This window comes from Cryobacterium sp. M25, from assembly GCF_002929635.1.
Classification (GTDB): domain Bacteria; phylum Actinomycetota; class Actinomycetes; order Actinomycetales; family Microbacteriaceae; genus Cryobacterium; species Cryobacterium sandaracinum.
In genome coordinates this window covers 39,610-65,011 of the sequence record NZ_PJJU01000054.1, presented here as the reverse complement: position 1 = coordinate 65,011, position 25,402 = coordinate 39,610, and the positions used below count along the sequence as shown (strand labels likewise).

Here is a 25,402-nt window from a genome sequence, read left to right as displayed (position 1 = left end):
GAAAGCGAGCCCCGTGACCGAATTGGCACCCTCGGCTCTCCGTCCTCAGCATCCGGTCCCCAGATCGTTGTCGGGACTGGTCGATGAATTCGAACTGTATGTGCACGGCGATGTCGATGGCCTCGAGGTCACCGGCGTGAGCCTGAGCTCCCGAACCGTTCAGCCCGGAGACCTCTATGTCGGCGTTCCCGGGCGCGCGAGTCATGGCGCGACCTACGCCGGCGGCGCCCGCGAGTCCGGTGCGGTCGCGATTTTGACCGATGAGGCCGGGGCGGTGCTGGCCGCAGACAGCGGCCTGCCGATCCTGGTGACCCCGGACGCGCGCGCCGCGCTCGGTGCCGTCGCCGCCTGGATCTACCGCACCGACGCCAATCCGGCCACGCTCTTCTCCGTCACCGGCACCAACGGCAAGACCAGCGTGGTCTACCTCCTCTTCGCCCTGCTCAACCAGCTGGGCGTCGTGGCCGGCCTCACTTCGACGGCCGAGCGCCGCATCGGCGACCTCGCCGTGGTGAGCTCGCTGACGACCCCGGAGGCAACCGAGCTGCACGCCCTCCTCTCCCGCATGCGAGAGGCCGAGGTGCGCGCCGTTGCGATCGAGGTGTCCGCCCAGGCGCTGACCCGCCACCGCGTGGACGGGCTCGTCTTCGACGTCGCCGGGTTCACGAATCTGAGTCACGACCACCTCGACGACTACGCGGGCCTCGACGAGTACTTCCAGGCCAAACTCGAGCTGTTCCAGCCCGACCGCTCCCGGCGGGGCGTCATCACGGTCGACTCCGACTGGGGCCGCCGCATCGTCGACGAGTGCCGCATCCCCGCCACCACCCTGAGCAGCAACCCGGACGTCGCCGCCGACTGGCACATGTCCATCGTCTCCGAGAGCGCGCTGTACACCGAGTTCCTGCTCGAGGGCCCCGAAGGGCGCCGCCTGCAGACCCGGGTTCCCCTGGTCGGCTGGTTCATGGCCGCCAACGCCGCCCTGGCCATCCTGATGCTGGTCGAATCCGGCTACGACCTCGAGGCGATCGCCCATTCCCTCGATCGTGACGGCGGAATCGACGTCTACATCCCCGGGCGCGCCGAGCGCATCTCCGGGGACACGGGACCGCTCGTCTACATCGACTACGGGCACAGCCCGGACGCGTTCCTGAACACCCTCGCCGCCATCCGTAAGTTCACTCCCGGCCGACTGATCATGGTCTTCGGCGCCGACGGCGACCGCGACACCACGAAACGGGCGGACATGGGGGCGATCGCTGCCCGCGGGGCGGATGTCGTCGTGATCACCGACTTCCACCCTCGGTTCGAGGACCCCGCGGCCATTCGTGCCACTCTGCTCACTGCCGCACGGGAGGCCGTGCCCGGCGGAGAGTTCCATGAGGTGCCCGACCCCCGGACGGCGTTCCGGACGGCGCTGTCCCTAGCGAAAGAAGGCGACGCGATCTTGTATGCGGGACCCGGCCATGAAAATTACCACGAGGTTGCCGGCGTGAAGATTCCGTACTCCGCCCGGGACGATTCCCGCCAGGCGCTGCGCGATGCGGGGTGGCTGTAGATGATCGCCCTGACCCTGAGCCAGATCGCCTTGGCCGTCGACGGCACGCTCCACCTGGACGGAACCTCTCGGAGCATCGACTCCGTGACCGACGGAATGGTGCACACCGACTCGCGCGACACCGTTCCCGGCTCCATCTTCGTGGCCAAGCCCGGTGCGGTGACTGACGGCCACCTCTTCGCCCCGGCCGCCGTCGAACGCGGCGCCACCCTGCTGATCGTCGAACGACACCTTGATCTCCCCGTGGCGCAGATCGTCGTGCCGGACGCCGTGCTCGCCCTCGGCGCCCTCGCCACCGACGTCGTGGCCCGCGTGCGGGAAGCCGGCAACCTCAAGATCGTCGCCGTCACCGGATCCAACGGCAAGACCACGACGAAGAACCTGCTCCGCGCCGTGCTCGAGCGCGTCGGCCCGACCGTCGCGGCCCGCGCATCTTTCAACAACGAGGTCGGCGCGCCGCTGACCATGCTCGAACTGACCCGCGACACCCGTTTCCTGGTGGCGGAGATGGGCGCGAGCGGCGTCGGAGAGATCGCCCGGCTCATCCGGATGGCCCGTCCCGACATCGGGATCGTGCTCAAGGTCGGCCTCGCCCACGCCGGCGAATTCGGAGGCATCGAAGCCACGGTCCGCGCGAAGACCGAAATGGTCACCGAGCTGCTGGCGACGGATGTCGCCGTGCTGAATACCGACGACCCGCGCGTCGCCGGTATGGCCGCCTCCACCCGGGCCCGGATCGTCTGGTTCGGCCAGTACGGCGACGAGGGAGTGCGCGCGACCGCGGTGCACGCCTCCGCGTCCGGAACGACGTTCACGCTGCACCTGGCCTCGGGCCAGTCCCGCCCGGTGGCGTTCCAGGTGCTCGGCGAACACCATGTCATGAACGCTCTGGCCGCCGCCGCCGCCGCCGAGATCCTGGGGGTCGCGATCGACGACATCGTCTCCGCCCTCGAATCCGTGCAGACCGCCGAACGTTGGCGCATGCAGGTCATGGGCGGCCGGGACGGGGTGACCGTCATCAACGACGCCTACAACGCCAGCCCGGACTCCATGACGGCGGCGCTCAAGACCCTCGCCCAGATCGGTGTTCCCGGCCGGCGCACCATCGCGGTTCTCGGCGAGATGAGCGAGCTGGGCGAACTGGCTGGTGAGGAGCACGACCGCGTCGGGCTGCTCGCCGTGCGCCTCAACATCTCCCAGCTCATCGTCGTCGGGCGCGGCGCCCGGCGCATGCACATCAGCACCATCAACGAGGGATCCTGGGACGGGGAGTCGGCCTTCGTCGAGAATGCCGACGAGGCCTTCGACCTGCTCTGCGCCACGGTGCAACCGGGGGACACCGTGCTGGTGAAATCCTCCAATTCCGCCGGCCTGAGATTTTTGGGCGACCGTCTGGGAGAGTGGTTCTCGTGAGAGCACTTTTGATGGCCGGAGCCTTCTCCCTCGTCTTCACCCTGTCGCTGACGCCGCTGTTCATCCGGCTGTTCAAGAAGCTGGGCTGGGGACAATTCATCCGCGACGACGGCCCGCAGAGCCACCACGCCAAGCGCGGCACGGCCACCATGGGTGGCATCATCATCATCCTCGGCGCCGTGGTCAGCTATTTCTCGGCGATGTGGCTGACCGGGTCCCCGGTCACGGCGTCGCCGCTGCTGGTGCTGTTCATGATGGTGGGCCTCGGCATGGTCGGCTTCGTCGACGACTTCCTGAAAACGCGCAACCAGCGCAGCCTCGGGCTCGGCGGCTGGGCCAAGATCACCGGCCAGGTTCTCGTGGCCGGCACGTTCGCCATCCTGGCCATCCAGTTTCCGAACGCCAACGGTGTCACGCCGGCGTCGACTAAGATCTCGTTCCTGCGAGATCTGCCGCTGGACTTCATGCAATTGGGCAGCATCATCGGCATCTCCCTGTTCGTGCTGTGGATCTGTCTGATCGTGACGGCCACGTCCAACGGCGTCAACGTCACCGACGGCCTCGACGGGCTCGCCACCGGGTCGTCGATCCTGTCGATCGGCGCGTTCATCGTGATCGGCTTCTGGCAGTCCAACCAGGCCCGCTTCGGGGGAGCGGACATCGCCGACCTCTACCGCGCCTACGACGTTCGGGACCCGCTCGACCTGGCCATCGTCTCCGCGGCCATCGTCGGCGGCCTGATCGGCTTCCTCTGGTGGAACACCTCGCCGGCCAAGATCTTCCTGGGCGACACCGGTTCGCTCGGCATCGGCGGCGCCCTCGCCGCCCTGGCCATCCTGAGCCGCACCGAACTGCTGCTCGTGCTGATCGGCGGCCTGTTCGTGATCGAGGCCGGATCGGTGATCGTGCAGCGCGCCTACTTCAAGGTGACCCGCGGCCAGCGCATCTTCCTGATGAGCCCCATCCATCACCACTTCGAGCTCAAGGGCTGGGCCGAGGTCACCGTGGTGGTGCGTTTCTGGATCATCGGCGGGCTGTTCGTGGCCGCCGGCGTCGGCACCTTCTACCTCGAATGGCTGGCCAGCTAGTGGCTGGTCGCCACGCCGATGAGGCCGGGTCCGCTGGGGCTGACGCCGCGCGCCTCGACGGGTTGACCAGCTGGCACTCCGACTGGTCCGGCCTCCGTGTCGCCGTGCTCGGTCTGGGCGTCACCGGCTTCGCAGCCGCCGACACCCTCGTTGAACTGGGCGCGGATGTGCTCGTCGTGGCGGGGGACGCCCCTGCCGACACCATCCGCCTGCTCGACGTGATCGGGGCGGGACTGGTGCGGGCCGCGCCGGGCGTCGTTCCGCATGAACTGACCCGGCACCGGCCGGAGGTTCTGATCGCCTCGCCCGGCTACCACCCCGACCACGCTCTGCTGCTCTGGGCCGCTCGGGCCGGGGTACCGGTCTGGGGAGACATCGAGCTGGCCTGGCGCCTGCGGGACAAGGTCGGGCCCGCGGCCGAGTGGATCCTCGTCACCGGCACCAACGGCAAGACCACCACCGTGCAGCTGACGGCCACCATGCTCGCCGCCGCCGGCCTGCGCGTCGCACCCTGCGGCAACATCGGTGTGCCCGTCCTCGACGCCGTGCGCGACCCGCAGGGCTGGGACGTGCTCGTGGTCGAACTCTCCAGCTACCAGCTTCACCACCTGCCCCGCACCGGTCCCGGCGCCCTCGTGCCGTTCTCCAGCGTCTGCCTCAACATCGCCGACGACCACCTCGACTGGCACGGTTCGGCCGAAGCGTACCGCGATGCGAAAGCCACTGTCTACGCCAATACCCAGGTGGCCTGCGTCTACAACAAGGCGGATGCCGCGACCATCCGCATGGTCGAGGACGCCAACGTGCAGGAGGGTGCCCGGGCCATCGGCTTCGGCCTCGGCGCCCCCGGGCCCAGCGACTTCGGCATCGTCGAGGGCATCCTCTGCGACCGCGCGTTCCACGAGGACCGGTTCGAGACCGCCATCGAGATCACCACCGCGCCGGAACTCCGGGCCCGCGGGCTCAGCGCGCCGCACCTGCTCGCTGACATCCTCGCTGCCAGCGCTCTGGCCCGGTCCTTCGGCGTCGCGCCCGGCGTCATCCACGACGTCCTGGAGGGTTTCCGCCTCGACGCGCACCGGATCGAGATCGTTGCCGAGTTTGCCGGCATCCGCTGGATCGACGACTCGAAGGCCACCAACCCGCATGCGGCGGATGCTTCGCTCACCGCTTTCGAGACCGTCGTCTGGCTGGTCGGCGGCCTGCTCAAGGACGTCGACGTCGATGACCTGGTAGCCCGGCACGTCGGCCACCTGCGCGGGGCCGTGATCATCGGAGCCGACCGCTCCGTGTTACGGGACGCATTCGCGCGACACGCGCCGGAGCTGCCGGTGTTCGAGATCGACGCCGACGACACTGGTCAGGTGATGCCCGGGGCGGTCCGCCTCGCGGCCGGTCTCGCAGAAACCGGCGACGTCGTGCTGCTGGCCCCGGCCGCGGCGTCTATGGACCAGTTCACCGACTACGCCCAGCGGGGCCGGTTGTTCGCAGAAGCCGTACGGGAGCACCTGGGAGGTGAGGCGGATGAAGACTCCGCCTCGAACCCCGGCGCCTAGGCAGGCCGCGCCCGTCGCCTCCACCCGAATTCATTTCGGCCGGGTGTTCAAGGCCGAGTCCGCGAGCTATTTCCTGCTGCTCGGCACGGCCCTGTTCCTCGTCGTGTTCGGCCTGGTCATGGTGCTGTCGTCTTCCTCGGTCGACTCCTACCTGGAGAACACCGGCTTCTTCGGCACCGTCCTGCGCCAGGGGGGATTCGCGCTGATCGGCGTTCCGGTGATGCTGATGATCAGCCACCTGCCGCTGAAGTTCTGGCGGCGTGTGGCCTGGCCGATGCTCATCGTCGCCTGTCTCCTGCAATGCCTGGTCGTGTTCACGCCGCTGGGCGTCGAGGTGGCCGGCAACACCAACTGGCTGTCGGTCGGCGGAGTCCAGTTCCAACCCTCCGAGGCGATCAAACTCGCCCTCGTCGTCTGGCTGGGCATGATCCTGTCGCAGAAGGAGAAACGGCTCGATGACTGGCGCCACGTGTACATTCCGGTTTTCGGCGTGGGCGGCGGCGCCGTGCTGCTCGTGCTCATCGGCGGTGACCTCGGAACCGTCCTGATCATGGCCGGTATCCTCTTCGGAGCCCTGTTCTTCGCCGGCGTGCGACTGCGCCTCCTGGCAGTGCCTCTCGGCGCCGGGGTCGTGCTCGCGGTTCTGATGGCGTTGACGAGCACGAACCGGATGACGCGCATCTTGAGCTTCATGGGAGCCGGCTGCGAAGATCTCGACGGCCCCATCTCGGCACCCTGCTGGCAGCCGCTGCACGGCACCTGGGCACTCGCTAACGGCGGGATCTTCGGCGTCGGGCTCGGCAACTCCAAGGCCAAGTGGTCCTGGCTGCCCGCGGCCGACAACGACTACATCTTCGCCATCGTCGGCGAGGAACTCGGACTGATCGGGGCCATCGTCGTCCTATTCATGTTCATCCTGCTGGCCTTCGCGTTCCTGCGCATCATGCGCACCAGCACGAGCCTGCAGGCCCGCGTGTCGACGGCCGCCGTGCTCGTCTGGCTGATCGGCCAGGCCTTCGTCAACATCGGCGTGGTCCTGGGCGTGTTCCCGGTGCTGGGTGTTCCGCTCCCGCTGGTGTCCGCCGGCGGCACCGCCCTGCTCACGACCCTCGGTGCGATCGGCATCGTGCTCTCATTCACCCGGGGCGACCACGCGGAGCCGCCACGACGCGCCGCCATGTCAACCGACACGTCAGGAGCCCGACAGTGACCACCTATCTGCTGGCCGGGGGCGGAACCGCCGGCCACGTGAACCCGTTGCTGGCCGTCGCCGACACCATCATGAGCCGGGAACCGGATGCGACAGTCATCGTTCTCGGCACCAGGGAGGGCCTCGAGGCCCGCCTGGTGCCGGCCCGCGGCTACGAGCTCGTCTTCGTTCCCCGACTGCCTTTCCCACGCCGGCCGAACCGACAGGCCCTCTCTTTTTTGCCACGGCTGAACCGGGCCATTGGCGACGTGGCCGATCTGATCCGGTTCCGCACGGTCGACGTCGTCGTCGGGTTCGGCGGCTACGTATCGACCCCGGCCTACTTCGCGGCACGCCGGGCGGGGGTGCCGATCGTCATCCACGAGGCCAATTTTCGGGCCGGGCTGGCCAACCGGCTCGGCGCCTGCTTCACCCGCCACGTCGCGGTGGCCTTTCCCGGCACCCGGATCCGCCACCCGCACGTCGTCGGGATGCCGCTGCGACCCGAGATCGCCGAGCTTGACCGGGCTCAGGCGCGCCCGGAGGCCTTGGCGCTCTTCGTCCTCGACGCCGACCGCCCCACCCTGCTGGTCACCGGCGGATCCCTGGGCGCTCGGCGCCTGAACAACACCATCGCTTCCTCGGCTCCCGGTCTGATCAAGGCCGGCTGGCAGGTGCTGCACATCACCGGTGAGAAGTCGGAGGTGACAGACCCAGGTCTGCACCACTACCGCCTGATCTCCTACTGCGACCGGATGGACCTGGCGCTGTCCGCGGCGGACTTCGCGGTGTCCCGGGCCGGCGCCGGAACCGTGTGCGAACTCAGCGCTCTCGGCATCCCGGCCGTCTACGTGCCGTACCCCGTCGGCAACGGCGAGCAGCGCTTCAACGCGGCGGACGTCGTGCGCGCCGGCGGCGGGATCCTCGTCGACGATGCGGACTTCGTGCCGAACTGGGTGCAGCACGAGCTCGTTCCCGTGCTCACCGACCGGGAGCGCGTGCGCCGGATGGGCGTCGCGGCGGCATCCGTCGGGGGACTCGACGGCTCGGCGCGAATGACCGACTTCATCCACGCCGCCCTCGCCTGATCACAGCGGCTAACGTTGTTCAAGCACCAGAACACCAGCACCGAACGCACACCAGCATTCGTCTCCGACTGAGAAGAGCCAGCAACCGTGATCAAGCCCGACCTGAACCTCACCATTCCCCGTGACCTCGGCACGGTGCATTTTGTGGGCATCGGCGGCTCCGGGATGAGCGGGATCGCACGGCTGTTCCTCGCCGCCGGGCATACCGTGACCGGCTCGGATGTGCGCGAGTCCGACAACGTGCTCGCCCTGCGCGAGCTGGGAGCCCACATCGCGATCGGCCACGCCGCTGAGAATGTCGGCGAAGCCGACAGCCTCGTCGTCACGGGGGCACTCTGGCAGGACAACCCGGAATACGTGCTGGCGAACGAACGCGGTCTCCCCGTGCTGCACCGCTCCCAGGCGCTTGCCTGGCTGATCGAGAAGCACCGCCTCGTCGCCGTCGCGGGCGCCCACGGCAAGACCACCTCGACCGGCATGATCGTGACCGGCCTGCTCGGCCTGGGCACGCATCCCAGCTTCGTCAATGGCGGTGTGATCGAATCGCTCGGCGTGTCGGCCGGCGCGGGCACCGACGACCTCTTCGTGGTCGAAGCCGACGAGTCGGACGGCTCGTTCCTGCTCTACAACACGGCCGTCGCCCTGGTCACCAACGTCGACCCTGACCACCTCGACCACTACGGTTCGCTCGAGGCCTTCGAGGCCGCGTTCGTCGAATTCGCACAGAACGCGACCGAGTTCGTGGTCATCTCCTCCGACGACGCCGGCGCGGTCAGCGTGACGGGCAAGCTCGCCGGCAAACGGGTCATCACCTTCGGCGAGGACGCCGCGGCCGACGTGCGCGTGCACTCGGTCGTCACCGACGGACCGGTGCGTTTCGGCGTGGCCTGGGCCGGAAGCGATTACTTCGCCACCCTCCGAATCCCAGGTCGGCACAACGCCATCAACGCCGCCGGCGCCTTCGCGGTGCTCGTCGGCCTCGGTTTCGCCCCGGAGGCGTCCCTGGCCGCCATCTCGGATTTTGGCGGCACCGAGCGCCGCTTCGAATTGCACGGCACCGTGGGTGGGGTCAGCGTCTACGACGACTACGCCCACCACCCCACCGAGGTGGCCGCGGCGCTGTCCGCCGCCCGCACGGTGGTCGGCGGCGGCCGGATCATCGCCGTGCATCAGCCGCACCTCTACAGCCGCACTCGGCTGTTCGCCCAGGAATTCGCCCAGACGCTTGAGGAGAAGGCGGACCAGACCGTCGTCCTCGGCGTGTACGGCGCCCGGGAAGACCCGGAGCCCGGCGTGACCGGCGCCCTCGTTTCCGAACGGTTCACGGATGCCGGCAAGGTCGTCTACGTGCCCGACTGGCAGGAGGCCGCCGACTACGTCGCCTCGATCGCCCGGGACGGCGACTTCGTCGTCACCCTCGGCTGCGGCGACGTCTACCGGATCGTTCCCCAGCTGCTCGCCTCGCTCACGCAGGCGCGCGGATGACCCGCCGACGATCATGAAGCGGCCCGAGGGCTACGACCGCCATCCGGCAGGCGCTGAGCGGGCCGCCGGGCCGAAGACGACCGCCGCGAAGAGCGCCGGGGCGAAGCCTGCCGCAGCGAAGACAGCCCGTCCCAAGCCGGGAGGACGCCAGTCGAGCGGTCACAGCGACTACACGAACACCGAGCCGATCACGCTTCCCGCCGCCGACCCGATCGCACCCGTGTCCCGGCTGCGGGCGCCGGACTCTTCCCCTTCGTCCGCGCCCGCACCCACGGAGCCCCGCGACTCTGCGCTGACTCCGGCCGGGGCCAGACGCAAGCTCCGGGCCGCCCGTCGTGCCCGCAAACTCTATGAACGGGAGGAGGTGCGCCGCTTCACCTGGCGCTCCCGTCGGCGGCGCAACGTCTGGCTGGCGGCGCTCGGCACCCTGGCCGCGCTCGTCGCCTTCGTGCTCGTCGGCACCTTCTCGCCTCTGATGGCGCTTCACACCATTGAGGTCGTCGGGGCGAACCGGGTGCCCGCCGAGAAGATCCGATCGGCCCTCGACGACCAGTTGGGCACGCCGTTGCCGCTCGTGGACTTCGACGCGGTGAAAAAGGAGCTGTCCGCCTTCACCCTGATCCAGAGCTACGTCACCGAGAGCCGTCCGCCGAACACCCTTGTCGTGCGCGTCGTCGAGCGGGAGCCCGTCGGCGCCCTCGTGACCGAGTCCGGGTTCGACCTGGTCGACGCGGCCGGGGTAGTGATCCAGAGCAGCGCGGAGCGCCCCGCCGGGTACGCCACGATCGATGCGCGGGCCGGGGTCGGCAGTGCCGGCTTCCGGGCGGCGGCTGCCGTGATCGCGGCCCTGCCGGCAGACATCCGTTCCACCCTCGACACCGTCACCGCCGCCACCACGGACGACGTCACCCTCACGCTCGTGGGCGGCGCGCGCGTTGTGTGGGGGAGTGCGGAGAAGTCGGACTTCAAGGCGGTCGTGCTCGCGGCCCTGATCGTGAGCCACCCGGTCGGCAGCGTCGGCGAGTACGACGTGTCCTCCCCGGATAGCGCCGTTCTCCGCTGAGATGTTGGTTGGATCTTCGCGACACGCGGGCGCGCCTCCCCGAGCCTGTTCGGCTGGCGCATAACTTTCTAAGCAGGAATTGCATACTCAGCATAACTTTAAACTTCGACAAGAGGTTTAGGGTTCCACCGGAGGCCGGACGTGTCAACAACAAATCAGAACTACCTCGCAGTCATCAAGGTTGTTGGAATCGGTGGCGGCGGTGTCAACGCCGTCAACCGCATGATCGAGCTTGGCCTCCGCGGAGTCGAGTTCATCGCCATCAACACGGATGCCCAGGCGCTGCTGATGAGCGACGCCGACGTCAAACTCGACGTGGGCCGCGATCTCACCCGCGGCCTGGGCGCCGGCGCCGACCCTGAGGTCGGCCGCCGCGCCGCCGAGGATCACGCCGAAGAAATCGAAGAGGCTCTGGCCGGCGCGGACATGGTCTTCGTCACGGCCGGCGAGGGTGGTGGAACGGGCACCGGCGGTGCGCCGGTCGTCGCCCGCATCGCCAAGTCCATCGGCGCGCTCACCATCGGTGTCGTCACCAAACCCTTCGGCTTCGAGGGCAAGCGCCGCCAGGCTCAGGCCGAGGCCGGCGTCGCCTCCCTCAAGAACGAGGTCGACACCCTCATCGTCGTGCCGAACGACCGCCTGCTGGAGATCAGCGACCGCGGAATCAGCATGCTCGAGGCCTTCGCCACGGCTGACCAGGTGCTCCTGGCCGGCGTGCAGGGCATCACCGACCTGATCACCACCCCCGGTCTGATCAACCTCGACTTCGCCGACGTCAAGTCGGTCATGCAGGGTGCCGGCTCCGCGCTGATGGGTATCGGCTCGTCCCGCGGCGCGGACCGAGCCATCAAGGCGGCCGAACTCGCCGTTGCGTCCCCGCTGCTCGAGGCCTCGATCGACGGCGCCCATGGCGTGCTGCTCTCGATCCAGGGTGGCTCCAACCTCGGAATTTTCGAGATCAACGACGCCGCTCGCCTCGTGCAGGAAGCCGTGCACCCGGAAGCCAACATCATCTTCGGTGCCGTCATCGACGACACCCTGGGTGACGAGGTGCGGGTCACCGTCATCGCTGCCGGATTCGACGGCGGTGAGCCCGGTGCCAAGGCGGTCGAGGTGCGCCGCGCAGACCTGGTCGCCGCCGGTGTCGCGGTCGGCGCGGGTGTGGGCACGGCGGGCGCTGCGGCGGCCGGCGCGACCGACTCGGCTCCCTACACGGATGCCGCGGCCTCGTCGGTCTGGTCCGGCGTCGAGCCCGGTGCGGCAGTGGCCGACCCGGCCTTCGAGGAAGACCCGGACGACCTGGACATCCCGGACTTCCTCAAGTAGTGCCGCAGGCAGCGAGAGTGCCGATGGCAACCAGATGAGTGAGTCGGTCAGGCCCGGGGCCGGTGGCCTCGCGGAACGGTTGACCGCCGTTCAGGGTGGGATCGTCGCCGCGGCTGCCGCCGCCGGGCGCGACCCGGCGGAGCTCACGACGATCGTCGTGACCAAGTTCCAGCCCGTCTCGCTCCTCCAGGAACTTGCCGCCCTCGGCGTGCGCAACTTCGGGGAAAGCCGCCACCAGGAAGCCCAGGCCAAGGCCGCCGAGCTCCTCCAGCTCGACCTCACCTGGCATTTCGTGGGCCAAGTGCAGGGGAAGAAGGCCCGGCAGGTGCGGGCCTACGCCGACGTCATCCACTCCGTGGATCGAGCATCACTGGTCGATGCATTGGCGTCGGAGGATTCGGTCGTCGACTGCTTCGTGCAGGTGAACCTCACGGATGACCCGTCTCGCGGAGGAGTCGCTCCGGGGGAGCTGCCCAAGCTCGTAGAGCACGTGCTCTCCACGGCCGGGCTGCGGCTGATCGGGCTGATGGCGGTGGCCCCGCTCGGTGCCGAACCGCGCCCATCCTTCGCCCGGGTTCGCGAACTGGGCGAGCAGATTCAGCAGTTCGCGCCGAACGCGAAATCCTTGTCCATGGGCATGTCCCAGGACTACGCGGAGGCGATCATCGAAGGGGCGACACACCTTCGAATTGGCACAGCAATCACCGGGAATCGCCCGGTATCCGGTTAATCTGGACAAGAAGAATCACCAACACGGAGGTCGAGATGTCCAACCCGCTCAAGAAAACCATGGTTTACCTGGGTCTGGCAGACGAGGAACTCGAGTACGAGGCGCCCGCTGCTGCGCCCGCATCGACGGCCACTCACTCGACGGCGACCGGCGCTGCGGCATCGAAGTCCGCTGCTCCCCACTCCGCCCCGAATACCTCGCACGCCGCGTCGTCCGCGTCGTCGTCACACACCGCCGGCGCATCCGCCTCGGCCGGTCGCGCATCGGTGACACCGCTGCGCAAGACCTCCGCTCCGAAGAATGTGGCTGCCTCAGACATGAATGAAATCCTCACCGTCCACCCGCGTCAGTATAAGGACGCTCAGGTGATCGCGGAGTCCTTCCGCGATGGAATCCCGGTCATCATCAACCTGTCTCAGATGAGCGACGCCGATGCGCGCCGCCTGATCGACTTTGCCAGCGGACTGTCCCAGGGTCTGTACGGGAAGATCGAGCGCGTCACGGCGAAGGTCTTCCTGCTTTCCCCGTCCCACGTTGTCGTGTCCGGCGACAATGCCGCGGAGGACTCCGATGCCGAGACGTCCTTCTTCGCGCAGTCGTAGTTACCGCCGTGTTTGTCGTCAGCCTGATCGGTGCGATCGCCTACTACGCCCTCTTGCTCTACTTCTTCGTGATGTGGGGTCGGTTCATCATCGACCTCGTACGCAGTGTCAACCGGTCCTGGCGGCCGCAAGGCCCCCTGCTCGTCGTGATCGAGTTGGCCTATTCCCTGACCGACCCGCCGATCAAGTTCTTCCGCCGGCTCCTGCCGCCGCTTCGGGTCGGCCCGATCGCCTTCGACTTCGGCTGGAGCATCACCATGCTCTGCGTCATCGTCGGCATGTCGATCACCGGGCTCATGCGCTGACCGATACCTCGCGCCCCGGACTGGGCATATATTCTTGTCCGACGGCGTGCCGGGCTGACGCGGTCCGACTACGCGTCGGACCTTGATAGCGTTGGTTGAACGCAAACACAATGTTCGCAACTCTAGTTTTAAGGGTGGAAAGCCATGGCGCTAACTCCGGAAGATGTAGTCAACAAGCGGTTCCAGTCGACTAAGTTCCGCGAAGGATACGATCAGGACGAGGTCGATGACTTCCTCGACGAGGTCGTCGTTGAACTTCGCCGACTGACTGCGGAGAACGAGGAGCTCAAGGCTCGCGTCAGCTCTGGCGGCGCAGCGGAGGTCGCACCGGCGCCCGACGCCGTCGCTGAGCCCGTCGTGGCTCCCGCCGTCGTGGCTCCCGCCGTCGTGGCCGCACCGGTTGTCGCCGGGCCCATCGACGAGACCGCCGGCACGACCAACCTTCTCCAGCTGGCTCGTCGCCTGCACGAGGAGCATGTCAAGGAGGGTGCCGAGAAGCGCGATGCACTTATCGCCGAAGGCCACGCCACCGCAGCCCGTCTCGTTGCCGAGGCCGAAGCCAAGCAGCGCGCGCAACTCAGCATCCTCGACCAGGAGCGCTCCGTCCTCGAGACCAAGATCGACGATCTGCGCACCTTCGAGCGCGAGTACCGCCAGAAGCTGAAGAGCTACATCGAGACCCAGCTGCGCGACCTCGACGCCACGTCGCCGGTCGAGTCGAGCAACGCTTCGAAGTCGAGCTTCCAGAGCTTTGGCGCCTAAGGTTCGAACGAAGAAGCGCCCCGGTGCGTTGATCCTCCTGGCCGTCGTAGCCCTGGGGATTTACGCTCTGGATCAGATCAGTAAGTACCTCATCGTCAGCAGACTGACCGAGGGTGATATCGTCCGGGTTCTGGGAGACGTGCTGCAAATGCACTTCGTCCGGAACCCGGGCGCTGCCTTTTCCCTGGCAGCCGGCATGACGTGGATCTTCTCGATCATCGCCGTGGCCGTGGTGGTGCTCATCGTCTGGTTCGCCGGGCGCATCCGCTCTTTGGCCTGGTCTGTCGTCTTCGGGCTCCTGCTCGGCGGCGTGCTCGGCAACCTGACCGACCGGCTGCTGAGGGAGCCGTCCTTCGGCCTCGGTCACGTGATCGACTTCATTTCCACGCCCTGGCTGATCCCCGCCATCTACAACGTGGCGGACATGGCGATCGTGTCGAGCATGATCATCTTCATGTACCTGACCATTCGCGGAATCGGCGTCGACGGTCGCCGCACCGGCGCCTCGGACCCGTCCGAATCCACCCCCACCCAGATAGCATCCTGATTCTCGCCATGGAAACACGCTCCCTTCCTCTTCCGGACGGACTCGCCGGAGTCCGCGTCGACGCCGGCATCGCCAAGCTCTTTGGCTTCTCGCGCAGCTTCGCGGCCGAAGTCTGCGAGGCCGGCGGAGTCACGTTGGACGGGGTCGTGGCCGGTAAATCCGACCGGTTGCACGGCGGTGCGTGGCTGGAGGTGTCCTGGCAGCCCAAGGAGGCCCTGGCGATCGTTCCCATCCCAGTGCCGGATCTCACGATCGTGCATGACGACGAGAGCATCGTGGTCATCAACAAGCCGTCCGGGGTTGCCGCGCATCCGAGTGTGGGCTGGACCGGTCCCACCGTGGTCGGCGCGCTCTCCGCGGCCGGCTACCGCATCGCCACCTCCGGGGCCAGCGAGCGGGCAGGGATCGTGCACCGCCTCGACGTGGGTACCAGCGGTCTGATGGTCGTCGCCAAGTCGGAGACCGCGTACACGGCGCTCAAGCGCGCCTTCCACGACCGCGAGGTCGAGAAGATCTACCACTCCGTCGTTCAGGGCCACCCCGATCCGAGCACGGGCACGATCGACGCGCCGATCGGGCGCCACCCGCGGTCGGACTGGAAGTTCGCGGTCATCGCCGGCGGCAAGGATTCCGTCACGCACTACGAGACGCTCGAGGCCTTCCCCTCGGCGTCACTGGTGGAGGTGCACCTGGAGACGGGGCGCACACATCAGATCCGGGTGCACATGGCCGCCCAGCGACATCCGTGCGTGGGTGACGCCATGTACGGCGCGGATCCCTCGATCACGGCGCGCCTCGGCCTGACCCGCCAGTGGCTGCACGCCAAGCAGCTGGCGTTCCACCACCCGGACACTCGGGAGTGGGTCACCTTCACCACCGACTACCCGGCCGACCTCGCGCACGCCCTCGACGTGCTGCGCGACGCCTGACGCGTAGCGCCCAATTCCAACACCTCGGAGCCGTTTTGTCCTCTCAGAATAAGTCGGGTGGATCGACAGATTCCTTCGTGCACCTGCACGTGCATAGCGAGTACTCGATGCTCGACGGCGCGGCGCGGGTCAAACCGCTGATCAACGCGGCCGTCGAGCAGGGAATGCCGGCGGTCGCCATCACCGACCACGGCAACGTGTTCGGTGCGTTCGATTTCTGGCGAACCGCGACCGAGGCCGGCATCAAGCCGATCATCGGCACCGAGGCGTACATCACCCCCGGAACCAACCGGCGGGACAAGACCCGGGTGCGCTGGGGCACCAGCGGTCAGAACCGTGACGACGTCGGTGGCGCCGGTTCGTACACGCACATGACGCTGCTCTCGGAGACTACGGCCGGTATGCACAACCTGTTCCGGCTGTCGTCCAAGGCCAGCCTGGAGGGGTACTACTTCAAGCCCCGGATGGACCGGGAACTGCTCGCCGAGTTCTCGGACGGGCTGATCGGCACGACCGGGTGCGTGGGCGGCGAAGTGCAGACCCGCCTGCGCCTCGGCCAGTACGACGAGGCGAAGAAGGCGGCCGGGGAATTCCAGGACATCTTCGGCAAGGAGAACTTCTTCTGCGAGATCATGGACCACGGCATCGACATCGAGCGCCGCACCATGACCGACCTGCTTAAACTCGCCGGCGAACTCAAACTGCCGCTCGTGGCCAGCAACGACCTGCACTACACCCACGCCCACGACGCGACCGCCCATGCGGCCCTGCTCTGCGTGCAGTCGGCCTCGACCCTCGACGACCCGAACCGCTTCAAGTTCGACTCGAACGAGTTCTACCTGAAGACCGCCGCGCAGATGCGGCATCTCTTCCGCGAGCACCCGGAATCCTGCGACAACACGCTGCTGATCGCCGAACGCTGCCAGGTGGAGTTCAACACTAAGGCCAACTACATGCCCCGGTTCCCCTGCCCGGAGGGGGAGAACGAGGAGAGCTGGTTCGTCAAGGAGAACGAGATCGGGCTGGCCAAGCGCTACCCGAACGGCATCCCGGACGATGTGCGCAAACGAGCCGACTACGAGATCGGCATCATCATCCAGATGGGCTTCCCCGGCTACTTCCTCGTCGTGGCCGACTTCATCATGTGGGCCAGACAGCAGGGCATCCGGGTAGGTCCCGGCCGTGGGTCGGGCGCCGGTTCGATGGTCGCCTACGCCATGGGCATCACCGACCTGGACCCGCTCGTGCACGGGCTGATCTTCGAGCGGTTCCTGAACCCTGACCGCGTCTCCATGCCCGACTTCGACGTGGACTTCGACGAGCGCCGCCGCGGCGAGGTCATCCACTACGTGACCGAGAAGTACGGCGAGGAGCGCGTCGCCCAGATCGTCACCTACGGCACGATCAAGGCCAAGCAGGCCCTCAAGGATGCGTCCCGGGTGCTCGGCTTCCCCTTCGGTATGGGAGACAAGCTCACCAAGGCCATGCCGCCGGCGATCATGGGCAAGGACGTGCCCCTGACCGGCATGTTCGACAAGGACCACGCGCGCTACCGCGAGGCCGCCGATTTCCGCGCCGTGATCGAGTCCGACCCCGAGGCCCGCACCGTCTTCGACACCGCCCTCGGCCTGGAGAACCTCAAGCGTCAGTGGGGCGTGCACGCCGCCGGGGTGATCATGAGCTCCGACCCGCTGATCGACATCATCCCGATCATGAAGCGTGAAGCGGATGGCCAGGTCGTCACCCAATTCGACTACCCGGCCTCTGAGGCCCTCGGCCTGATCAAGATGGACTTCCTGGGATTGCGCAACCTCACCATCATCGACGACACCCTCGACAACATCGCCGTGAACCGCGGGCACCGGCCCGTACTCGAAGAGTTGGGGCTCGAAGATCCGGCCGCCTACGAACTGCTCGCCCGTGGCGATACCCTCGGGGTGTTCCAACTCGACGGCGGGCCCATGCGGTCGCTGCTGCGCCTGATGAAACCCGACAATTTCGAAGACATCTCGGCCGTCATCGCGCTGTACCGGCCCGGCCCCATGGGTGCCAACTCACACACCAACTACGCGCTGCGGAAGACCGGCCAGCAGGAGATCATCCCGATCCACCCGGAGCTCGAGGAGGCGCTGGCCGACGTCATCGGCACCACCTACGGCCTGATCGTGTACCAGGAGCAGGTCATGTCGATCGCGCAGAAGCTGGCCGGGTTCTCCCTCGGCCAGGCCGATCTGCTGCGCCGCGCGATGGGCAAGAAGAAGAAGTCGGAGCTGGACAAGCAGTTCGAGGGCTTCTCCGGCGGCATGGTCGCCAACGGCTACTCCATGGAGGCGGTGAAAACCGTCTGGGACATTTTGCTGCCGTTCTCCGATTACGCCTTCAACAAGGCGCACTCGGCCGCCTACGGGGTGCTCTCGTACTGGACCGCGTACCTCAAGGCGAAGTACCCGGCCGAGTACATGGCCGCGCTGCTGACCAGCGTCGGCGACTCCCGCGACAAGCTCGCGCTGTACCTGAACGAGTGCCGCCGGATGGGCATCCAGGTTCTGCCGCCCGACGTGAATGAATCGATCGGGTACTTCGCGGCCGTGGGCACGGACATCCGTTTCGGGCTCGGCGCGGTGCGCAACGTGGGATTCAACGTGGTCGACGCGATCCGCGCCGCCCGCACCGAGAAGGGCGCGTTCGAGTCGTTCCACGACTTCCTGCGCAAGGTGCCGATCCCGGTGGCGAACAAGCGCACGGTCGAGTCCTTGATCAAGGCCGGCGCATTCGACTCGCTCGGCGCGACCCGCCGGGCCATGTTCGAGATCCACGAAGCCGCGGTCGAATCCGCCGTCAAGATCAAGCGCGACGAGCAGCACGGCATGGTCGGCTTCGACTTCGACAGCCTCTTCGACGACCCGCAAGAGAGCGAGCAGGTTCCCGACCGTCCCGAATGGAGCAAGAAGGAGAAGCTCGCGCTCGAACGCGACATGCTCGGGCTCTACGTCTCCGACCATCCGCTGGCCGGGCTCGAGCTCCCGCTGGCCAAGCACGCCAGCACGACCATCGTGGACCTGGTGGGATCGGAGCAGACGCAGGATGCCGACACCGTCACCATCGCCGGGCTGATCACCAGCGTGCAGCACCGGATCGCGAAGAAGTCGGGCAACCAATACGGCATCATCCAGGTCGAGGATTTCGGTGGGGAGATCGCCGTGATGTTCATGGGCAAGGCCTATCAGGAGTTCTCGTCCGACCTGGTCAGCGACTCCGTCGTGGTCGTGCGGGGCCGGGTGAGCCTGCGCGACGATGGCATGAACTTGCACGCGTACAGCATTTTCGCGCCCGAACTCGGCTTGGCCTCGGACACCGGCACGCTGACCGTCACGCTGGCGGAATCCCGGGCCACGACCGACACCGTGACGGCGCTGGGCGAAGTCATCACCCGCCACATCGGCAGCTCCGAGGTGCGGATCAAGCTGGTGAAGGGCCATACGGCGCGAGTGTTCGAGCTGCCCCATCATGTGAAGATCAGCGCCGACCTGTTCGGGGAGCTCAAGAGCCTGCTCGGGCCGAACTGCCTGACCTAAAAGAGCGAGACCTAGCCGACCGCTGGTGTCGCCCTCGGCAAGTCAGAGCTGACGGCACGCCGTGGACGCTGTTCCTCACCGGTGACGCGAAGTGCCCGGTGTTGAACCAATTCGACGGAGATTCTCGTGTGAAACCGCTTTCGCGGGGTGGAATGGGGCCGATTCGGCCAGAATCTCCGTCGAATTCGTTCGGGACAGACCTGACTGGCAGCACCGTGAGGTGCGCTGCCGTCAGGCTCTGCCGACGTAGGCCGCGAGGTGCTGGCCGGTGAGGGTGGAGCGGTCGGCGACCAGGTCGGCCGGTGAGCCCTCGAAGACGATCCGGCCGCCGTCGTGACCGGCGCCGGGTCCGAGGTCGATGATCCAGTCGGCATGAGCCATCACGGCCTGGTGATGCTCGACGACGATGACCGACTTGCCGGAGTCCACGATTCGGTCGAGCAGGCCGAGCAGCTGCCCGACGTCGGCGAGGTGGAGTCCGGTGGTCGGCTCGTCGAGCACGTAGACGCCGCCCTGCTCAGCCAGGTGGGTGGCCAGCTTGAGCCGCTGGCGCTCGCCCCCCGAGAGCGTCGTGAGCGGCTGGCCGAGGCTGAGATAGCCGAGCCCAACGTCGGCAAGCCCGCCCAGGATGGCGTGGGCGGCCGGCGTGCGCGCCGCACCGGCGCCGAAGAACTCCCGGGCCGCGGTCACCGACATCGCGAGCACCTCACTGATATCGCGGCCGCCGAGGCGGTACTCCAGCACGGATGCCTCGAACCGCTTCCCCGCGCAGACCTCGCAGGTGGTGGCGACGCCCGCCATCATGGCCAGGTCGGTGTAGACGACGCCGGCACCGTTGCAGTTGGGGCAGGCACCCTCGGAGTTGGAGCTGAACAGCGCGGGCTTCACGCCGTTGGCCTTCGCGAAGGCCTTTCGGATCGGGTCGAGCATTCCCGTGTACGTCGCCGGATTGCTTCTGCGGGAACCGCGGATGCCGCCCTGATCGATGGACACCACGCCGGCGCCGGCGGGGATCGACCCGTGCACGAGCGAGCTCTTTCCGGAGCCCGCGACCCCCGTCAGCACGACGAGCACGCCGAGGGGGATATCCACGTCCACATCCTTCAGGTTGTTCTTCGTCGCGCCGCGAATCTCCAGCGTGCCCGTGGGGGTGCGCACCGCGGGCTTGAGTGCCGCGCGATAGTCGAAGTGGCGGCCGGTGAGGGTGCCGCTGGTGCGGAGACCCTCCACGGTGCCCTCGAAGCAGACGGTGCCGCCCGCCGCACCGGCGCCGGGTCCGAGATCGACGACGTGGTCGGCGATCACGATCGTCTCCGGCTTATGCTCCACGACGAGCACCGTGTTGCCCTTGTCCCGCAGCTGCAGCAGCAGTGTGTTCATGCGCTCGATGTCATGGGGATGGAGCCCGATGGTGGGCTCGTCGAAGACGTAGGTGACGTCGGTGAGTGAGGAGCCCAGGTGCCGGATCATCTTGGTGCGCTGGGCCTCCCCGCCTGACAAAGTACCGGCCGGCCGGTCGAGCGACAGGTAACCCAACCCGATCTCCACGAACGAGTCGAGGATCTGGCGCAACGCCTGCGTGAGCGGGGCCACCGACGGCTCACTCTGGCCGCGAACCCACCCGGCCAGGTCGCTGATCTGCCAGGAACAAGCGTCGGCGACGCTCACTCCGGAGATCTTCGACGAGCGAGCCGCCTCGCTGAGGCGGGTGCCGCCGCACTCGGGGCAGGTGGCGAACGTGACCGCACGCTCCACGAACGCGCGGATATGCGGCTGCAAAGCGGCGACATCCTTGGTCAGGAACGACTTCTGAATCTGCGGGATGAGGCCCTGATACGTCAGGTTGATCCCGTCGACCTTGATCTTGGTCGGCTCCTTGTAGAGCAGGTCGTCCAGTTCCTTCGTGCTGTACCGATGAATTGGCTTGTCCGGGTCGAACCAGCCGCAGCCGCGGAAGATGCGGCCGTACCAGCCGTCCATGGTGTAGCCCGGGATCGTGAGCGCGCCCTCGTTGAGCGACTTGGAATCGACGTATAGCGCGGAACGATCGATGTCGTTGACGGTGCCCATGCCCTCGCAGCGCGGGCACATGCCGCCGGTGATGCTGAAGCTGCGCCGCTCCTTCACGGTCTTCCCGCCGCGCTCGAGCGTGACCGCCCCGGCCCCACTGATCGAGGCGACGTTGAACGAGAACGCCTGGGGCGATCCGATGTGGGGCTGACCGAGCCGGCTGAAGAGGATGCGCAGCAGCGCGTTGGCGTCGGTGGCGGTCCCGACCGTGGAACGGGAGTTGGCCCTCATTCGCTCCTGGTCGACGATGATGGCCGTGGTCAGACCATCCAACACGTCCACCTCGGGGCGCGCCAGGTCCGGCATGAATCCCTGCACAAACGCACTGTAGGTCTCGTTGATCAGCCGCTGCGACTCGGCGGCGATCGTGCCGAACACCAGTGAGCTCTTGCCCGAGCCGGAAACGCCGGTGAACACCGTCAGCCGCCGCTTCGGGATGTCGAGGCTGACATCCCTGAGGTTGTTCACGCGCGCGCCCCGCACCCGGATCCGGTCGTGGCTGTCGGCCACGTGCGGCGCGGGCATGCTCGTGCTCGCGGCGCTGCTCAGGTCAGTGCTCATCGTGTCTCCCTCTGGTGGCCGGGCCGCCCACGTGGTCTCGGTGGTCGTCGCCTGGTCGAGTCAACCAGCTTCAAGGCCGGTTGCTGCGGTTCCGCCGTGGATGATTCCAGTGTCAGTGCGGTCGAGGCTGTGTGCAAGCTCCATAACCGACGACACAGACGGGGGTGGAAGTTCGCGGCGCAGGTTCTGGAGCCGGGCGAGCGTTAGAACGTGCGCCCACGTCCACGGGGTGCGCCGCGAGTGCGAGCCGGGTCCCGAAAGGCTCGTGGGACGGACGCGGAAACCCGCACGCAGGTCGTAGCCTTGAGGTATGAGCACTGGCACTCGGGAACCTCTGTACACCACGGCGATTCTGGCCGGGCGGGCCGTGTTCGGCCTGCTGCGGCTGAAGCCATCCGTGACCGGTCTGAAGAATCTTCCGGACACCGGGGGGGCGGTGCTGGCGATCACCCACTTCGGCTACATGGACTTCGCCCTGGTCGAGTGGATGCTGTGGCACAAGAACCGACGTCACATCCGTTTCATGGCCAAGAAGGGCGCGTTCGACCAGAAGCTCGTGGGCGTGCTGCTGCGCGGCATGCGTCATATCTCGGTCGACATGAAGGCAGGGGCGGAGGCTTACGGCCAAGCCGTGACCGCGCTGCGGGCGGGCGAACTGCTCGGCGTGTTCCCGGAAGGCGGCGTGAACGCCTCCTTCACCGTACGCGAGTTGAAGTCGGGTGCCATCCGGATGGCCGCCGAGGCCGGGGTCCCCGTGATCCCGATCGCGGTCTGGGGCGGGCACCGCGTGCTCACGAAGAACCACAAGCCGGCCCTGCGCGAGGTGTTCGACGTGCCCATCCGCTTCGCCGTCGGCGAGCCGTTCACGGTCGCGGCGGGGGAGGGCACGCAGCCGATGACGCTGGCACTCCACGACACACTGCAGGGTCTCGTCGACAAACTGCAGAAAGCCTATCCGGTGGACGGCGCCGGCCAGTGGTGGCAGCCGCGGCACCTGGGTGGCACCGCGCCCACACCGGAGGAGGCCGCCGTTGCCGAGGCCGAGCGGCGCCGGCGTCGCGACGAGGCCGGCGCAGCCCCGTCCAGAGGCTAGGCAGGGGCGCCGGGCACGCGGTAGGTGCGCTCGTAGTACAGCAGGGCCTCGTCGTTCTCGCCCATGCCGCCTTCCTCGATCTTCACGACCACGACGGCGCTGTTGTGCACCAGTGTGCGTTCGATGATTCGCCCGACCATCCACGAGGTGACGCCCTTCAGCACGGGCAGGCCGTGGGGTCCGGGCTGCCAGTGGTCGCCGACGAAGCGCTGGTTCGCGGGACCCGACATCACCTCGGCGACGGCACGATTGTGCGCCCCGAGGATGTGGATGACGACCCGGTCGCTCTCGGCGATCGCCGGCCAGGTGCTGGCTGACCGGGCCATGTTGAAGGTGGCCAGCGGCGGAACCGACGACAGCGACGCCAGCGAGGTGGCGGTGAATCCCACCGGGGCGCCGTCCGGGTGCAGCGCGGTGATCACCGCGACACCGGCGGCGTGACGCCGGAAGGAATGTTTGAAGGCGGCCAGGTCCAGCGGTGCATTGGGATCTTCGGCCAGCGGTACGGTGGCGGGCTGGGGTACTTCGGTGTCGCTCATGTGACTGAATCAATCTCCTCGCCATTGAGCCTATTCCCGGTGCACGGGAGTTGATGGCTAGGCTGGAACGCGATGATCCAGACTATTGACCTCCGAGGGACCCGGCCCACTCCGGCGGAATTGCTTGCAGCCGTCCCGCGTGCGCTCACCGACGTGACCGCGGCCAGCGACGTCGCAGCCGAATTAATCGACGATGTGCGGGCCAGGGGCGAGGATGCCCTCCGCGACCAGGCGGAACGCCTCGACCGGGTGCGTCCGTCCCATGTGCGGGTTCCCGCGTCCCACGTCACCGAGGCACTGGCCGGGCTCGACCCGACGGTGCGCACGGCCATCGAGGAGACCATCCGTCGCGTGCGCATCGCCAGCGCGGCCCAAGTGCCGCCGCAGGTGACCACCACGATCGCCGACGGCGCCACCATCACGCAGCGCTGGCAGCCGATCAACCGGGTCGGCCTGTACGTTCCCGGCGGCAAGGCCGTCTACCCGTCGAGCGTCGTGATGAACGTGGTTCCGGCTCAGATCGCCGGCGTCTCCTCGATCGCGCTGGCGTCGCCGCCGCAGAGCGACTTCGACGGACGCGTGCACCCCACCATCCTCGCCGTGGCGAGCCTGCTCGGCATCGACGAAATCTACGCCATGGGCGGGGCCGGCGCGGTCGGCGCCTTCGCCTACGGCGTTCCGGGGCTCGGCCTGGACCCGGTGCAGCTCGTCACCGGCCCCGGCAACGTCTATGTGGCCGCCGCCAAGCGGCTCGTGCGCGGGGTGACCGGCATCGACTCCGAGGCCGGCCCTACCGACATTCTGGTCATCGCGGATGAGACCGCCGACCCCCGCATCGTCGCGGCCGACCTGGTCAGCCAGGCCGAGCACGACGAGCTGGCCGCCGCCATGCTGGTCACCGATTCGGCTGAGCTCGCCGACGCCGTCGCTCTGCACCTGGTCGACCTGATGCAGAGCACGACCCACAGCATCCGTGTCACCGCGTCCCTGAACGGGCGCCAGTCGGGGATCGTGCTCGTGGACGACCTCAACGCCGCGGCCGCGTTCAGCAACGCGTTCGGTCCCGAGCACCTCGAGATCCAGACGAGCGACCCGGATACCGTGCTCGCGCTGATCGAGAACGCCGGCGCCATCTTCCTCGGCCCTCATTCGCCCGTGAGCCTCGGCGACTACGTGGCCGGCTCGAACCACGTGCTGCCGACGGGAGGCCAGGCCCGGTTCTCCTCCGGACTCGGCGCATACACCTTCCTGAGGCCCCAGCAGGTCGTCACGTACAGCCGGGAGGCACTGCGCGAGGTCGCGGACCACATCGCGGCCCTGTCCACGGCGGAGGCGCTGCCCGCGCACGGCGACGCCGTCACGGCCCGTTTCACGACGGCGCTGTAAGCTGGCCGCACGATGTTCTGCCCGTTCTGCCGCCACCCGGACTCCCGAGTCATCGACTCGCGCACGAGCGACGACGGACTTTCCATTCGCCGACGTCGACAATGCCCCGAATGCGGCCGGAGGTTCAGCACCACCGAGACCGCCAGCCTGAACATCGTCAAGCGCAGCGGGGTCGTCGAGCCGTTCAGCCGCGACAAGATCGTGGCCGGCGTGCGCAAGGCCTGCCAAGGTCGTCCGGTAACGGATTCCGACCTGGCCATGCTTGCCCAGCGGGTGGAGGAGACCATCCGGCAGACCGGCGCGTCGCAGGTGAAGGCGAACGAGGTCGGCCTCGCGATCCTGCCGCCGCTGCGCGAACTTGATGAGGTGGCCTATCTCCGCTTCGCGAGTGTCTACCAGGCATTCGATTCGCTCGAGGATTTCGAGACCGCGATCGCCCGGCTGCGCACCGAACACGGCTCCCGCACCGAACACGGCTCCCGCCCCGAGCAGGGCAGCGCCGCGGGCGCCGCACACCCGTCCGAGTCGTAGGCGGCA

The 25,402-nt window shown here is 67.7% G+C and carries 21 protein-coding genes; 19 read left to right on the top strand and 2 right to left on the bottom strand.

What is annotated here, in order from left to right; all coding sequences use genetic code 11:
• The first annotated feature begins 13 nt into the window (after positions 1 to 13).
• The 16 genes from CXY81_RS10430 (at position 14) to dnaE (ending at position 19,216) form a co-directional block, all read left to right on the top strand.
• On the top strand, positions 14 to 1,558 hold the full coding sequence (locus tag CXY81_RS10430) for a Mur ligase family protein (protein WP_104194796.1): 1,545 nt from the start codon (positions 14 to 16) through the stop codon (positions 1,556 to 1,558).
• Positions 1,559 to 2,971, top strand: coding sequence for a UDP-N-acetylmuramoyl-tripeptide--D-alanyl-D-alanine ligase (murF, locus tag CXY81_RS10425; protein WP_104194795.1), 1,413 nt, complete (start codon positions 1,559 to 1,561; stop codon positions 2,969 to 2,971). It begins immediately after the preceding gene.
• Positions 2,968 to 4,059 carry a phospho-N-acetylmuramoyl-pentapeptide-transferase gene (mraY, locus tag CXY81_RS10420; protein ID WP_104194853.1) on the top strand — a complete coding sequence of 364 codons (1,092 nt, stop codon included), beginning with the start codon at positions 2,968 to 2,970 and terminating at the stop codon, positions 4,057 to 4,059. Before murF ends, mraY begins: the two co-directional genes overlap by 4 nt.
• The gene (gene murD / locus CXY81_RS10415) at positions 4,059 to 5,615 is read left to right on the top strand and encodes a UDP-N-acetylmuramoyl-L-alanine--D-glutamate ligase (RefSeq protein WP_233194125.1); all 1,557 of its coding nucleotides are present in this window, start codon (positions 4,059 to 4,061) and stop codon (positions 5,613 to 5,615) included. The genes mraY and murD overlap by 1 nt, the downstream gene beginning before the upstream one ends.
• On the top strand, positions 5,584 to 6,825 hold the full coding sequence (ftsW, locus tag CXY81_RS10410) for a putative lipid II flippase FtsW (protein ID WP_104194793.1): 1,242 nt from the start codon (positions 5,584 to 5,586) through the stop codon (positions 6,823 to 6,825). The genes murD and ftsW overlap by 32 nt, the downstream gene beginning before the upstream one ends.
• Positions 6,822 to 7,892, top strand: a complete 1,071-nt coding sequence (locus tag CXY81_RS10405) for a glycosyltransferase (RefSeq protein WP_104194792.1) — start codon at positions 6,822 to 6,824, stop codon at positions 7,890 to 7,892. The genes ftsW and CXY81_RS10405 overlap by 4 nt, the downstream gene beginning before the upstream one ends.
• 87 nt (positions 7,893 to 7,979) lie before the next feature.
• Positions 7,980 to 9,377 carry a UDP-N-acetylmuramate--L-alanine ligase gene (murC, locus tag CXY81_RS10400; protein WP_104171263.1) on the top strand — a complete coding sequence of 466 codons (1,398 nt, stop codon included), beginning with the start codon at positions 7,980 to 7,982 and terminating at the stop codon, positions 9,375 to 9,377.
• A gap of 13 nt (positions 9,378 to 9,390) precedes the next feature.
• Positions 9,391 to 10,440, top strand: coding sequence for an FtsQ-type POTRA domain-containing protein (locus CXY81_RS10395; protein WP_104194791.1), 1,050 nt, complete (start codon positions 9,391 to 9,393; stop codon positions 10,438 to 10,440).
• Positions 10,441 to 10,581: 141 nt separating this feature from the next.
• Complete coding sequence (gene ftsZ, locus CXY81_RS10390) at positions 10,582 to 11,766, top strand: cell division protein FtsZ (RefSeq protein WP_104171261.1); 1,185 nt, start codon at positions 10,582 to 10,584, stop codon at positions 11,764 to 11,766.
• Positions 11,767 to 11,800: 34 nt separating this feature from the next.
• Positions 11,801 to 12,496, top strand: coding sequence for a YggS family pyridoxal phosphate-dependent enzyme (locus CXY81_RS10385; RefSeq protein WP_104194790.1), 696 nt, complete (start codon positions 11,801 to 11,803; stop codon positions 12,494 to 12,496).
• 35 nt (positions 12,497 to 12,531) lie between these two features.
• On the top strand, positions 12,532 to 13,098 hold the full coding sequence (locus CXY81_RS10380; RefSeq protein WP_104194789.1) for a cell division protein SepF: 567 nt from the start codon (positions 12,532 to 12,534) through the stop codon (positions 13,096 to 13,098).
• 8 nt (positions 13,099 to 13,106) lie between these two features.
• Positions 13,107 to 13,403 (top strand): YggT family protein, encoded by a 297-nt coding sequence (locus CXY81_RS10375; protein ID WP_104194788.1) that lies wholly within the window; start codon positions 13,107 to 13,109, stop codon positions 13,401 to 13,403.
• A 144-nt stretch (positions 13,404 to 13,547) separates the two neighbouring features.
• On the top strand, positions 13,548 to 14,165 hold the full coding sequence (locus CXY81_RS10370; protein WP_104194787.1) for a DivIVA domain-containing protein: 618 nt from the start codon (positions 13,548 to 13,550) through the stop codon (positions 14,163 to 14,165).
• Positions 14,155 to 14,712, top strand: coding sequence for a signal peptidase II (lspA, locus tag CXY81_RS10365; protein WP_369828375.1), 558 nt, complete (start codon positions 14,155 to 14,157; stop codon positions 14,710 to 14,712). Before CXY81_RS10370 ends, lspA begins: the two co-directional genes overlap by 11 nt.
• Before the next feature lie 8 nt (positions 14,713 to 14,720).
• On the top strand, positions 14,721 to 15,641 hold the full coding sequence (locus tag CXY81_RS10360) for an RluA family pseudouridine synthase (RefSeq protein ID WP_104099511.1): 921 nt from the start codon (positions 14,721 to 14,723) through the stop codon (positions 15,639 to 15,641).
• 107 nt (positions 15,642 to 15,748) lie between these two features.
• Entirely contained in the window at positions 15,749 to 19,216 is a 3,468-nt protein-coding gene (dnaE, locus tag CXY81_RS10355; RefSeq protein ID WP_104194852.1) for a DNA polymerase III subunit alpha, read from the top strand.
• Positions 19,217 to 19,447: 231 nt separating this feature from the next.
• Here the strand turns inward: dnaE and CXY81_RS10350 are convergent, their stop codons facing one another.
• Complete coding sequence (locus tag CXY81_RS10350) at positions 19,448 to 21,847, bottom strand: excinuclease ABC subunit UvrA (RefSeq protein WP_104194785.1); 2,400 nt, start codon at positions 21,845 to 21,847, stop codon at positions 19,448 to 19,450.
• Positions 21,848 to 22,157: 310 nt separating this feature from the next.
• Here CXY81_RS10350 and CXY81_RS10345 point away from each other — a divergent pair, with 310 nt between their 5' ends.
• On the top strand, positions 22,158 to 22,940 hold the full coding sequence (locus CXY81_RS10345) for a 1-acyl-sn-glycerol-3-phosphate acyltransferase (protein ID WP_104171256.1): 783 nt from the start codon (positions 22,158 to 22,160) through the stop codon (positions 22,938 to 22,940).
• Here CXY81_RS10345 and CXY81_RS10340 read toward each other — a convergent pair.
• Positions 22,937 to 23,479: a flavin reductase family protein gene (locus CXY81_RS10340; RefSeq protein ID WP_104194784.1), complete on the bottom strand. Its 543-nt coding sequence runs from the start codon at positions 23,477 to 23,479 to the stop codon at positions 22,937 to 22,939. The two genes, CXY81_RS10345 and CXY81_RS10340, sit on opposite strands and share 4 nt — an antisense overlap.
• 72 nt (positions 23,480 to 23,551) lie before the next feature.
• Here CXY81_RS10340 and hisD point away from each other — a divergent pair, with 72 nt between their 5' ends.
• A complete protein-coding gene (hisD, locus tag CXY81_RS10335; protein WP_104194783.1) occupies positions 23,552 to 24,865 on the top strand; it encodes a histidinol dehydrogenase in 1,314 nt (437 codons plus the stop codon).
• 12 nt (positions 24,866 to 24,877) lie between these two features.
• Positions 24,878 to 25,396 (top strand): transcriptional regulator NrdR, encoded by a 519-nt coding sequence (gene nrdR / locus CXY81_RS10330; protein WP_104171253.1) that lies wholly within the window; start codon positions 24,878 to 24,880, stop codon positions 25,394 to 25,396.
• Positions 25,397 to 25,402: the final 6 nt, after the last annotated feature.

Excerpts from the sequence above, each read along its gene's own strand:
- hisD (WP_104194783.1), top strand. The coding sequence starts at position 23,552 with ATGATCCAGACTATTGACCTCCGAGGGACCCGGCCCACTCCGGCGGAA.
- dnaE (WP_104194852.1), top strand. The coding sequence starts at position 15,749 with ATGCTCGACGGCGCGGCGCGGGTCAAACCGCTGATCAACGCGGCCGTC.
- CXY81_RS10370 (WP_104194787.1), top strand. The coding sequence starts at position 13,548 with ATGGCGCTAACTCCGGAAGATGTAGTCAACAAGCGGTTCCAGTCGACT.
- CXY81_RS10340 (WP_104194784.1), bottom strand. The coding sequence starts at position 23,479 with ATGAGCGACACCGAAGTACCCCAGCCCGCCACCGTACCGCTGGCCGAA.
- nrdR (WP_104171253.1), top strand. The coding sequence starts at position 24,878 with ATGTTCTGCCCGTTCTGCCGCCACCCGGACTCCCGAGTCATCGACTCG.
- murF (WP_104194795.1), top strand. The coding sequence starts at position 1,559 with ATGATCGCCCTGACCCTGAGCCAGATCGCCTTGGCCGTCGACGGCACG.
- CXY81_RS10350 (WP_104194785.1), bottom strand. The coding sequence starts at position 21,847 with ATGAGCACTGACCTGAGCAGCGCCGCGAGCACGAGCATGCCCGCGCCG.
- CXY81_RS10380 (WP_104194789.1), top strand. The coding sequence starts at position 12,532 with ATGTCCAACCCGCTCAAGAAAACCATGGTTTACCTGGGTCTGGCAGAC.
- CXY81_RS10395 (WP_104194791.1), top strand. The coding sequence starts at position 9,391 with ATGAAGCGGCCCGAGGGCTACGACCGCCATCCGGCAGGCGCTGAGCGG.
- ftsW (WP_104194793.1), top strand. The coding sequence starts at position 5,584 with ATGAAGACTCCGCCTCGAACCCCGGCGCCTAGGCAGGCCGCGCCCGTC.
- CXY81_RS10385 (WP_104194790.1), top strand. The coding sequence starts at position 11,801 with ATGAGTGAGTCGGTCAGGCCCGGGGCCGGTGGCCTCGCGGAACGGTTG.
- CXY81_RS10360 (WP_104099511.1), top strand. The coding sequence starts at position 14,721 with ATGGAAACACGCTCCCTTCCTCTTCCGGACGGACTCGCCGGAGTCCGC.
- CXY81_RS10345 (WP_104171256.1), top strand. The coding sequence starts at position 22,158 with ATGAGCACTGGCACTCGGGAACCTCTGTACACCACGGCGATTCTGGCC.